The sequence below is a fragment of the Nostoc sp. JL23 genome, assembly GCF_017115065.1.
GTDB classification, from domain to species: domain Bacteria; phylum Cyanobacteriota; class Cyanobacteriia; order Cyanobacteriales; family Nostocaceae; genus Nostoc; species Nostoc punctiforme_A.
Genome location: NZ_JABXKN010000030.1, coordinates 1 through 11,995, shown reverse-complemented (window position 1 = coordinate 11,995; position 11,995 = coordinate 1). Strand labels below are relative to the sequence as shown.

General features: G+C 43.6%; 8 protein-coding genes. 4 read left to right on the top strand and 4 right to left on the bottom strand.

Going from position 1 to position 11,995, the window contains the following annotated elements; all coding sequences use genetic code 11:
• Positions 1-286 precede the first annotated feature (286 nt).
• Both HWQ42_RS04605 and HWQ42_RS04600 read right to left on the bottom strand, forming a co-directional pair.
• Positions 287-3,604, bottom strand: a complete 3,318-nt coding sequence (locus HWQ42_RS04605; protein WP_292809732.1) for an efflux RND transporter permease subunit — start codon at positions 3,602-3,604, stop codon at positions 287-289.
• 428 nt (positions 3,605-4,032) lie between these two features.
• Positions 4,033-5,646, bottom strand: a complete 1,614-nt coding sequence (locus HWQ42_RS04600) for a mechanosensitive ion channel family protein (RefSeq protein WP_292809734.1) — start codon at positions 5,644-5,646, stop codon at positions 4,033-4,035.
• 446 nt (positions 5,647-6,092) lie between these two features.
• Between HWQ42_RS04600 and ahcY the strand changes: the two genes are divergently transcribed.
• From ahcY to HWQ42_RS04585, 3 genes are all read left to right on the top strand, one after another.
• Positions 6,093-7,370 carry an adenosylhomocysteinase gene (ahcY, locus tag HWQ42_RS04595; protein ID WP_292737565.1) on the top strand — a complete coding sequence of 426 codons (1,278 nt, stop codon included), beginning with the start codon at positions 6,093-6,095 and terminating at the stop codon, positions 7,368-7,370.
• A gap of 339 nt (positions 7,371-7,709) precedes the next feature.
• On the top strand, positions 7,710-8,384 hold the full coding sequence (locus HWQ42_RS04590; protein WP_292809730.1) for a type 1 glutamine amidotransferase domain-containing protein: 675 nt from the start codon (positions 7,710-7,712) through the stop codon (positions 8,382-8,384).
• A 524-nt stretch (positions 8,385-8,908) separates the two neighbouring features.
• The gene (locus tag HWQ42_RS04585; protein ID WP_292737569.1) at positions 8,909-9,346 is read left to right on the top strand and encodes an NUDIX hydrolase; all 438 of its coding nucleotides are present in this window, start codon (positions 8,909-8,911) and stop codon (positions 9,344-9,346) included.
• A gap of 111 nt (positions 9,347-9,457) precedes the next feature.
• Here the strand turns inward: HWQ42_RS04585 and HWQ42_RS04580 are convergent, their stop codons facing one another.
• Entirely contained in the window at positions 9,458-10,252 is a 795-nt protein-coding gene (locus HWQ42_RS04580) for a GH25 family lysozyme (protein ID WP_292737571.1), read from the bottom strand.
• Positions 10,253-10,353: 101 nt separating this feature from the next.
• Positions 10,354-10,995, bottom strand: a complete 642-nt coding sequence (locus tag HWQ42_RS04575) for a DUF4232 domain-containing protein (RefSeq protein ID WP_292809728.1) — start codon at positions 10,993-10,995, stop codon at positions 10,354-10,356.
• 190 nt (positions 10,996-11,185) lie between these two features.
• Between HWQ42_RS04575 and HWQ42_RS04570 the strand changes: the two genes are divergently transcribed.
• A complete protein-coding gene (locus HWQ42_RS04570; protein ID WP_292809726.1) occupies positions 11,186-11,734 on the top strand; it encodes a pentapeptide repeat-containing protein in 549 nt (182 codons plus the stop codon).
• The last annotated feature ends 261 nt before the right edge of the window (positions 11,735-11,995 follow it).

The window sequence follows — 11,995 nt, the reverse complement described above, 5'->3', positions numbered from 1 at the left end:
CACCCTAATTTTAATTTTTTGCCTCTGAATGCTCTCAAATACTTATTTTTTCGTAGCTCCTTTTAGTGATCGCCTATTGTACCCAAGTTTCTCAAACCCAGTCCCCGTGAGCATTTGCCATTTGTGGATGAGTCTATTGTCTTATCTGCTGCCGTGAATCAGAGCGGAACATAGGGCTGAGTCCATCCACTTCTTCTTAATAAAGGGAATGAAACAGCCCTGCCTGCCCCCCTGACCCTTTTAAAAGGGTTACTCTGCACTTTGCTAGCAGACTTAAAGACAAAACTTAGGTTATCCCATCCTCTTGAGACCTAAGTTGCGTCTCTGGCTGACTTGAGCCAGCAGGTAGAACTTCATGTCTAGTTCCCGAAGCTCCATTTGGAGAATCTGGAGGATTTGAACCTCCTCCCTTCCGAGGTAATATAGCCTGAGCCAAGCTCTTAACCAAAATATACAAAATTGGCACTAAGAACAAACTCAAGAACGTCGAAAGCATCAGCCCCCCAAACAGGGCTGTTCCTAAAGACCAACGGCTGCTGGCTCCAGCCCCTTGAGAAATCACCAGAGGCAAAAATCCTAACAGTGCGGCAAAGGATGTCATTAAGATTGGTCGCAAGCGTTCTTGCCCCGCTTTCACCGCCGCCCGCGTGTAGCTCATGCCCTGCTCGTGCAGTTGATTGGCAAATTCCACAACTAGAATCGCGTTCTTGGCAGCTAGACCAATCAAAGTTACCAAACCTACCTGGCAATAGATATCATCCACCACTTTGGGGAAGAGGCTACCTGCCATGAAAATATTGGAACGTAGCCAAATCGCTGTCATTGCTCCCAAGACTGCTAGGGGAACTGTCAGCAAAATAATAATTGGGTCAATGTAGCTTTCATACTGAGCCGCCAGCACCAGAAAGACAATAACGATCGCTAAACCAAAAATCAAGCCTGTAGCTCCCCCAGATGTTTTCTCTTGGAGATAAGTCCCTGTCCACTCATAACCAAAACCTTGAGGTAAGTTTTCTGCTGCTATTTGCTCCATTGCTTTAATTGCCTGTCCAGAACTAGCACCGGGAGCCGGAGCGCCCTGTACTTTGATTGACCTGTACAAGTTGTAATGGGCGATGGTTTTCGGCCCCACGAAGGGAGTAATTTTCACCAAACTGCTCAACGGAATCATTGCCCCACTGGCAGAGCGAACATAAAGCTTGCCAATATCATCTGGATTCGAGCGGAACACCCCGTCTGCTTGGACATATACCCGATACTGTCGCTGTCCCTGCACGAAGTTATTCACATATTGCGACCCCAAGTAAGTTTGCAACGCCCCAAAGATGTCGTTAATTTCGACATTGAGAGCTTTGGCTTGGTTGCGGTTTACCTGAATATCAAATTGGGGAGTATCTGCGGTGAACTGAGTGAAGACTCCTTGGAGAGCAGGATTTGTACGTGCCGCCCCAATCACTTTTTGAGCAGCCTCAATTAAGGTTTCAATCGGCGCACTGCCGGTTTTGTCTTGAATGATAAACTCAAAACCACCCGTAGTACTTAATCCTCTCACTGGAGGAGCATTCACTGCGATCGCTCTGGCTTCTGTAATTGTAGAGAGCTTTTTGTTCAGTCTCTGAAGTATGCCATAAACAGATTGAGATTCTTCAGTTCTCTCTTTCCAGGGTTTCAGGTTAGCAAAGGCAATGCCTAAATTAGAAGCATTGCCATCGAAACCAAAGCCACTGATCATAAAACTAGCTCTAACTTCGGGAGCCGATGTGACTTCTTTGACTACCTTGTTCATCACAGATTCGGTGTATTTCAAAGAAACGCCGTCAGGCCCTTGGACAATGACAAAGAAGTAACCCTGATCTTCCTCTGGAATAAATCCGGTAGGCACTGCTCTGTACATCAAAACCGTTGCTAATAAACCAGTGACAAAAACCCCAATTACAATCGGTTTGACATGGGTAAGGTAGCTAACAAACCCGACATATCGCCGCGTGAACCAGCTAAATCCCCGATTAAATTGCGTAAAAAACCATCCCAAAGGCCCCCGTGGAGTCTGAGCAGGGCGCATGAGAATGGCTGCCATACTCGGAGAGAAGGTTAAGGCGTTGAAGGTGGAAATGGCAATGGAGCAAGCAACGGTTAACGCAAATTGTTTGTAGACAATCCCAGTAGTACCCGGAATGAATGCAACTGGAATAAATACCGCCATGAGTACAAGTGAAGTGGCAATGATTGCCCCAGTTAACTCCTTCATGGCTTCGACAGCGGCCTCAAAGGGCCTCATACCCTGCTCTAGTTTGACTGCAACTGCCTCGACCACAATAATGGCATCATCCACGACAATCCCGATCGCGAGTACGAAACCAAATAAGGTCAGTGTATTAATTTGAAATCCTAAAACCAACAGAGCCGCACACGTCCCAATCAAGGAAACGGGGATCGCTACAGTCGGAATGATCGTAGTACGCCAGTCTTGTAAAAAGACAAAAATTACCAAGACCACTAGGATAATCGCCTCAACCAGAGTGTGCAGAACTTCTTCTAAAGAAATTTCTACAAACGGAGTGGTATCAAATGCCAACTCTGCTTTTAGTCCAGGTGGAAAATTTTTCTTTAGTATCTCGATCTGTTCTTCAACAGCATGAGCAACCTTGAGGGCATTACTACCCGGAAGTTGATATATCCCCAAACCCACGGCTGCCTTGGGCGCATTTCCTGGGATGGTGAATTTGGCATCAGCGAGATAGTTCTCTGCTCCTAGTTCAACTCGACCGACATCTCTGACTTTAACTAGAATGCTGCTATTGCTGGTGCTATTAGTACTGCTACTAGTGCCAGCTGGACTTACCTTCAGCACCATATCCTCAAATTCAGCCGCATCTTTAAATCGACTGGTTGCCCGTAAAGCAAATTCAAAGCTTTGATTATCTGGTGCTGGTTCCTTACCAATCGCCCCTGCACCCACCTGAATATTTTGTTGTTGCAGGGCAGCTGTCACATCTTGCGGAGTTAGTTGATGTTGGGCAAGCTTGTTGGGATCAAGCCAGAGACGCATGGCATATTTGCGTTCCCCAAAAACCCTGGCACTTCCTACACCAGGAAGCCGTTTGATCTGATCGAAAATATACAGATCGACATAGTTGCTGATAAAAATGTTGTCATACTCATTATTTTCTGAGTAAAACCCATAGACAAGCAGCAAACTGCTCGATGCCGTTTCAACAGTCACACCTGTTCGTTGAACAGTATCTGGCAATTGAGGTGAAGCCAGTGCTTCTTTATTTTGAACGTTTACTTGAGCAATATCGCTATTGACATTAGTTGGAAAGGAGACAGTTATATTGCTCGAACCATCATTACCCGTATTAGAAGATATATAAGATACATCTTTAACACCATTAATTTGTCGCTCAATAATGTTGGTGACAGTATTTTCTGTTGTTTGAGCATCTGCACCAATATTGTTGGAGCTAACAGTAATTTGCACTGGGGCAAGGTCTGGTAGCTGAGAAATGGGAAGAATCGGTATACAGATGCTTCCCAGCAGCAAGATGATGAACGTGCAGACCGTCGTCAGCACTGGCCGTCTGATGAAGGTATTGACAAACATAAATCAAGGAAAAGTTTCAGACTGGTTAGGAACGTAGTAGCTTTTTATTAATATAAGGATTTATTAAGGCTTAATGTTAGATATTTTCTTTTTCCTATACTCAGTATGGGAATGCATACATTTATGCTAGTAACTCAATGTATCATTAGAGGCAGAGTCGGCAAAGCTTATAATTCAATACGCTTCAGTTAAGGTTAAAACCGAATAGCATTAAGAAAAGATACAGCCCTTACTCTGACTGGTTCCCTGCCTATAGGCAGGGAATCCATTCTGGGAGGCTCCGCCTCCAGTAGCTTGACAAGAGGCAGAGCCTCTTTTAAATACATTCCCAGCCTGGAGGCTGGGAACAAGACGACACAAACGAGTCAAGTCTTATCAAGCTAGGTTTTTAGAACTTGTGTGTATACCGTAGCTTGTTGAGAAGGCTTCTAATTATCTTTGCCATTACTCGAAAAATTTAACAATTGATCGTCATTGACCCAAATTGCTTGTTGAGGTACAGAGATGGAAATTCCAGCTTCGTCTAGGGCAACTTTCAGGCGGCGGCGAAGTTCGCGTGCGACATCCCATTGTTTGAGGGGCTGTGTTTTAATCCAGACACGAATAATCAAACCGCGATCGCCAAATTGATCTATTCCCAAAACTTGCGGCGGTTCCAAAATTTGACTCTGCCATTGCATTTCTTGATTCATCTTATCGGCAATAGTTGCAATCAAGTTCAAAGCCTCTTCTGTATTGGCTTGGTAGGCGATGGGAATTGTTAAATCGGCTCGTGACCAACGACTAGAAAGATTGGCAACAACTTTAATTTCACTATTGGGAATTGTGATTAAGCGTCCTTCAGAATCCCGCAGTTGGGTCATCCGCAGATTCAGATTTTCTACTAAGCCTCCCACGTCTCCCACATTAATCACATCGCCTAAAGCATACTGGTCTTCTAAAATGATCAAAAAACCGTTAATCGCATCTTTAATTAAGTTTTGTGATGCCAAAGACAATGCAACACCAACTAAACTAGCACCCGCTAGCAAGGGAACGATATCTATCCCCAAGGATACTAGCGCGATCAAGAAACCTACTCCTACCCAGATAGCAGTAGTGATACTTTTAGTGACACCAGAAAATGTGGAAACTCGCAGTTGCAACCGTGCAGAACTTTCTGCTGTGAGGAAAGCACCACTGCTAATCAGAGTGGAGGCGAAGCGGTCAATCAGGGCGTAGGTCAAACGAATTGCTACATAAGTTGCCAAGCATACGACACCTAATCGCACAGGAAATTGGGCTGCTATGAGAATTGCTACCTGAAAACCTCGTGTATAGGGAAATAGACCCAAAATAAAGAAGCTTCCACCTCCCCAAATTCCGGCTTGACTGAGCTGAAACAATCGTCTCTTGGCTTCTTGAAGATGTTGCTGTTGCCGTTGATTTAGTTGTGTTGTAATTGCTTGATCTGCTGGTTTTGGGTAGTTGAAGAGTTCCCTTTGGGGTTGGGAGGCAATGGAGTTTTCTAAATCCTTTTGGGTACGCCGTTGCCAGCTATATACTCCCCAACTCACGACAATCATTGCCAGTCCGATGCCCGCAGCAATTTTACCTTGGTCGATTAAATATTGAATTTGCCTTTCTTGCTTGGCTTGTTGCAAGTCTTCTTCTAACGATTCTTTGACTTGATTTGCCGATGTCGATACATCTACCTGTCGCAGTCCAGCGTCTTCAGAAGTAACGGTCATCAGATATTGACCGTTGATATAAATTACTGGTAATTCGTTTACTTTGCGAACATCTACCTTGACTGGTGTGTTTGCTGGTGATTGAAAATAATTTTGACCAATTTTCTCCAACTTCTTTTGAATATCTTCTGAACGCTCAGGAAAATTGGTTCTTGTTGCCGCTATTTGAAATAACCGACGGCCATCTAAATAAATCCAGCCCGAAACAACTCTGTTATCTGAATCATTACTAATACTGCTGGGAGCTTGCAGTTGCGGTACAAAAGGAATCTGGGCTGTGGCTTTTGGCACAGATACAACGCCTATAGCCATTGAACTGGCGATGCCTACGGCGGGCAAAGCCAACGCCAAAAATTGAAAGCGCACTTAAACACCTCCTTGAATAAAATCTACTGGTGACTACTTCTATCGCTATCCTCCGCAATAACTTTGGGTAGATGTACCTATCTAAAGTTGAGGTTTTCCCTTTAGACAATGAAATTTTGATGTTTTTTTGTTTTTATTCTATCTTTCGACAGATGACAAGATGCTGAAAATCAACATGTAAGGCTGATTAGAGTATGACTCTTACCAAAGATAAAACAAAAAGGAAGAAGCTGGGGAGGAAGTTGACATTAGGGTAATCAAACGTCAAGCTAGTTTTGAGGACTGTTGACTAGTGATTTGCTTTCATACGAGCAAAAATCGCCAGTTGTACAATAACCTAGTAGAGTGCGTAAAATTTACGTAGCTTTTTTAATTTTTTGAGGTAACTTTTGATGACCGCAACTTCTCCCCGATTAAAGCACGAGGTTAAAGACCTCGGCCTAGCAGCCTTGGGAAGACAGCGCATTGAATGGGCTGGACGCGAAATGCCAGTTTTGAAGCAAATCCGCGATCGCTTTGCTATCGAAAAGCCCTTCGCTGGTTTACGCCTTGTAGCTTGTGCCCACATTACAACAGAAACAGCACATTTGGCGATCGCTTTGAAAGCCGGTGGTGCAGACGCGCTTTTAATTGCTAGCAATCCTTTATCAACCCAAGATGACGTAGCCGCTAGTCTCGTTGTCGATCATGAAATTCCCGTCTTTGCTCAAAAAGGCGAAGATAACGCAACTTATAACCGCCACGTCCAAATAGCTTTAGATCATCGCCCCAACATCATTGTTGATGACGGTAGCGATGTGGTTGCAACTCTGATACAAGAACGCCAACACCAAATCGCTGATTTGATTGGTAGCACCGAAGAAACCACCACTGGTATCGTGCGGTTACGCGCCATGTTTAGAGAAGGCGTTCTCACCTTCCCCGCAGTCAACGTCAACGACGCCGACACCAAGCACTTCTTTGATAATCGCTATGGTACTGGGCAATCAACCCTAGATGGCATTATCCGCGCCACCAATATTTTGTTGGCTGGTAAAAACATTGTTGTCGTCGGTTATGGCTGGTGTGGTAAAGGTACAGCCCTCCGCGCCCGTGGGATGGGTGCTAACGTCATCGTCACCGAAATCGACCCGATCAAGGCAATTGAAGCCGTAATGGATGGCTTCCGCGTTCTGCCAATGGCTGAAGCTGCACCCCAAGGTGATATATTTATCACTGTGACTGGTAACAAGCACGTCGTTCGTGGCGAACACTTCGATGTCATGAAAGATGGTGCGATCGTTTGTAACTCCGGTCACTTTGACTTGGAATTGGATTTGAAATACTTGGCTGCCCAAGCTAAGGAAATCAAAGAAGTTCGTCCTTTCACCGAAGAGTATAAATTGAAAAATGGTAAATCAGTTGTCGTTCTCGGACAAGGACGCTTGATTAACCTAGCTGCGGCTGAAGGACACCCCAGCGCAGTAATGGATATGAGTTTTGCCAACCAAGCTTTGGCTTGTGAATTCTTGGTGAAGAATAAGGGTAAGTTGGAACCTGGTTTGCACTCAATTCCTGTTGAAGTCGATCAAGAAATTGCGCGGTTGAAATTGCAGGCTATTGGGATCACCATTGATAGTCTAACTGCCGATCAAATTGAGTACATCAATTCTTGGACTTCAGGAACTTGATACATTGATTAATTAATTGATTTTTTAGGGATAGGCTTTAGGCTTATCCCTTTTTTTTGGGTTTCGCGCCGCGTATGAATTTTAAAGTTCAAGGAGTTTCTTTAGGTGTTGTTCCATCGGTGTTATACAGAAAAATTCTGTTTAATACTCTAAATCAGGATATTATACGGAAAAATTATTGATAAAATCAAGCGATATATAGACAATCAGAACACTACAAGAAAATCGTCGTAAACGAAATCATCCCGCATCTTGAAGTCCGTGAGGTGATAACAGTAAAGAAACTTCTTTGAAGCTGTCCGAACCAAACATCGCAACCGACCGTACAAAGGAGCTATTATGTCCAAAAAGATACTGATCATCGTATCGAACGCTTACGTCATTGGTCCGCACAACAGAAGGACAGGTAATTTTTTGCCCGAAGTCGCACATCCTTATGCTGAATTCGACAGAGCAAAATACCAAATCGACTTCGCAAGTCTTACTGGAGATACTCCGTTTCTAGATGCGCTCAATCTTGCTGACGACCCTGACAATCTGTCTTTTTTGGTGGGAAAAGGATGGGCTTCAATGCAGAAAGCCAAGAAGCTGTCAGACGTTGACGTCAGTCAGTATGACGCCATCTTCGTTCCTGGCGGTTTGGCACCGATGGTCGATATGCCCGAACATCCGCTACTTAAGAAGGTTGTTAAAGAGACTTACGAGCGAAATGCGGTTGTTGGAGCCGTTTGCCATGGTCCGGTATCGTTGCTGAACGTCAAGCTGAGTAACGATGCTTATTTGCTCGCTGGAAAGAATATTAGTTCATTTACGAACGACGAAGAAGAAAACTACGCTAAAGTCGATGTGCCTTTCGAGTTGGAAACGGCTCTTACCCAACAAGGCGCAATCTTCCACAAAACTGGACCTTGGCAGGCATTCAGCATTGCCGATGGGAATCTCGTCACCGGACAGAATCCCGCTTCTGGCAAAGGCGTTGCAGAAAAAATGATCAAACTCCTGGAAGCTCCCTAGCGGCTGAAATGCCTGCGCCTGTATCTGCTCTATCACCCGTTCGATGATTAGCTTCTCAAGAAGCCCACAGCTATTATCGCTGCGGGCTTCGCTTTAAGGGTTTTCCTTCTATCAGAATTATCACCAGAGCAATAATTTGTTGGCAAACATCCGCGTTTTGGCATTTCAACAACGAATTAACACCTGTCCCAATACAGCGGCGGCGTTTGTGGGTGACAACTCATCTCAAACCTGATGCAATACTTTTCGGATAAACCCAACAATCTCTCTTTTGGTCTGGGGGAAAGGTTACTGGGTTTGGGGTAAAGGTAAATTCAAACCCTTTCCCTTTCCCCCCTAACCGAAAAGTATTGAAACCTGATGAGGAAAAACTACGGGTTTCAACCTAGACGAGGTTTATAATTAAAAAGCAATATTTAATCTTTTCATAACTTAAGGTTAACCACAATTTATCCGGTATCAGCTCTAGACTTTTTGAAGTAAGCATTGTACAAAAAAGCTAGTTAGTACAGGATGTAAATTACATGAGTCGAAAAGCCAGCAAAGTGTTTAAACAGTCTGGGGTTATTCCTTACAGAGTGAACAATGGTAAAGTTGAAATCTTGCTAATTACAACCCGCGACTTTCAACATTGGGTGATTCCCAAAGGAGATATTCCTAATGGCATGAGTCCGCCTGCTTCCGCAGCCAAAGAGGCGTGGGAAGAAGCAGGGATAATTGGGCAAGTAGATGCAAATGAACTGGGAACTTACAAGTACCGCAAGCAAGGCAAAATTTACTGCGTCAAGATGTATTTACTATCAGTCGAAATGCTGAGTGAAGATTATCCAGAAGCAAGTAAAAGAAAACGGCAGTGGGTAGAAGTGAATAAAGCTATCAGGCGCATCAAGTTTAATTCACTCAAACGAATCCTTAAAGGTTTTTTCCAGGTCAAATCTCAATTTTGCGCATTACGATGTTAAGTAGTGACCGGAATAAATCAAACTGTATTATGCAATATAAAATCAATTAAATGTTTGTAGTTAACGGCTCCAACCCTTGCTACAAACCTTTGTTTATTCATGCCCACGGACTTAAATCCATAATAAAGCTATCCAAGTTTTTATACCGACAATTCCATCAGCCTGCAATTTCTTAGATGTTTGGAAACTAACAATTGCCTTCTTAACTGACTCAGAAAAACGCCCATCGATGGCATCAGTATATAATCCAATATCTTTTAATTGCTGTTGTAATTGTTTTACTCTTAGCCCTGAATCTCCTAGCTGCAATCCATTAAATCTATTCAAATCGGCTCGACCACTAACACCAGTTACACCAGATATATCACCTTCATATTGATGGATTAAGTATTGTCCTTGCCAAGCACCAGGAATAGTTGGGTTCCTAGTTCCGTAGTGGGCAATCCATAACGGATAACTAGCAAAATCAGATGGATTGCCAAGTTCTTCTTTCCAGAAATTGGGATAAGTATAAATAATCGGTTTGATTGGTTTTTTTGTTTGTTGCAAAAGCGCTTTTTCCACCTCTGCTAACCACAACTTCGCTGCATTAATTACTGCTTGGCTGTTTACTTTATCAGTTACCTCTACATCTAGAACTGGTGGTAAGTCTCCCGGTTCTAATTTCCCCAGCGTTTTTAAGAATTCCTTTGCTTGCTGAACTGGGTCAGATGTATGGGGGTGAAAGAAATGATATGCACCACGAATAATACCAACAGCTTTCATGGTTTGCCAATGATGAGCAAAGGCAGAATCTTTGATGCTTACTCCTTCTGTCGCTTTGACAAATGCAAAGGTTTTACCAGAGTTTTTTACTGCCGTCCAATCTACTCTGCCGTCTTGATCGGCAACATCAATTCCTTCCATAGAATTTTTTAACCTTTTTGATGAGTACAATCCTGAACTTATCAGAGGCTTTGATTAAATTTATGCTTTTTCTGGGTATTTGAGTAAATTACAGAAATTTACTAGGGTTGAGTGTTAACGGCTCGTACTGGAGTCACTCTAACTTTGCCTGTACAAGGCTTGATTTGTTCTGTAAGGGTAAAGTGCTGGTAAGCATTAGGAGGTGTGATTTGAATTTTACTAGACATTGGGCAGTTTTGATCTGGAGAACTAATGTGGTTGTAAGCTATCTGAAATGAGGCTTGTTTTCCAGGAGCTAGAGTTACTTGTTGTCGAGGTTGCTTACTCGAAAAGTAAGTATCCTGGGAGCGAATAACTTTAATCCCCTGCAAAGGTTGATCTTTTGCATCCAGTAGTCCCAATCCCGGATAACCGTTGAGGGTGCAAGGGGATGAGGCGTTATTGGTGAAGGCGTAGGTAAGTGCAACATTCCCAACGCCAGCATCTTCGGAGACTCGGCGCACTGATAATTGACTAGTTTCACAGCGCGTCGGATTGGTGGCAATAGTGGCTTCGGGGGTAGAATGCTCTATAGGTTTTGCAATCGGTGTAGGTGTTGAGTTCAACACAGCTTCTTTCGTCGGCTGTTCGGTGCTTGCTGGCAAAGCTTGTGGCTGTTTTGTAACAGAGGAAGAACTGACACAGCCAGTTGTCATTGCAGTCAAGAGCAACAACATACTGCTTTCGACAATTAGAATTCGCATATCTTCTTTTTTTGTAGTGAACTACTTACACTGATGCTTCATATACATTGTAAGTTTCCAAAGTAACAAGAGTTAGCGTTGCTGTGTATATACCATCTTTAGTGTAGGTATGAGTGATGCCATTGAAGCTCAGGGCAGTACCTTTATCTGTTGTTTGCACATATATGTTAATTAATGCGGGAGGTAAATAATGGTCTGGGAAATTACTGCTGAGGAGTTGCTGGAGCGCTATGCTGATGGGGAACGTAACTTTGCTGGAATTAAATTGGCTGATTATGGACTCTATGGATTTCGCCGCTCCAAACATAGTGGACTCGATCTCGATGGTGTCGTTTTGCGAGATATCAACCTGCGAGGCGCTGAATTGCGTAATGTCTATCTGATTGGAGCCGATTTGACTGGAGCCGATTTGGGCGGTATTTGCCTGGAAAGTTGTTGTTTGGGAGGAGCAATTATCCGCGATGCTAATTTGCGTGCCGCCTGTTTGGATTGGAGTGCTTTCGATAACGCTGACTTGCGGGGAAGTAACTTGGATCACATGAATGCCAGTTGTGCTAACTTCCCTGGAGTCCAAATTGGATCTTTTGAGTATGCTGTTCTCGCTCGAACCTATTTCAAAGGCGCTCATACCGATAACGGGATGATTTGTCGGGGTTCCAATTTGATCTGGCGCACTACCCTGCCCAGTGGGGTTGTAATAGAAGATCCCCAGTGGGGGAATGGTCGTGATGCCAGATGATAAAAATTCCTCATCTTTTGCCGCGAAAATAATTAGGAATGTCAACTTTAATTGTTAGCGATCGCATCAAAATTACCATCAAACAAAGTAGCTACTACAAAATCACCTCGCATCCTGGTAAAGATTAGACTCATCCACAAATGGCAAATGCTCACGGGGACTGGGTTTGAGAAACTTGGGTACAATAGGCGATCACTAAAAGGAGCTACGAAAAAATAAGTATTTGAGAGCATTCAGAGGCAAAAAATTAAAATTAGGGTG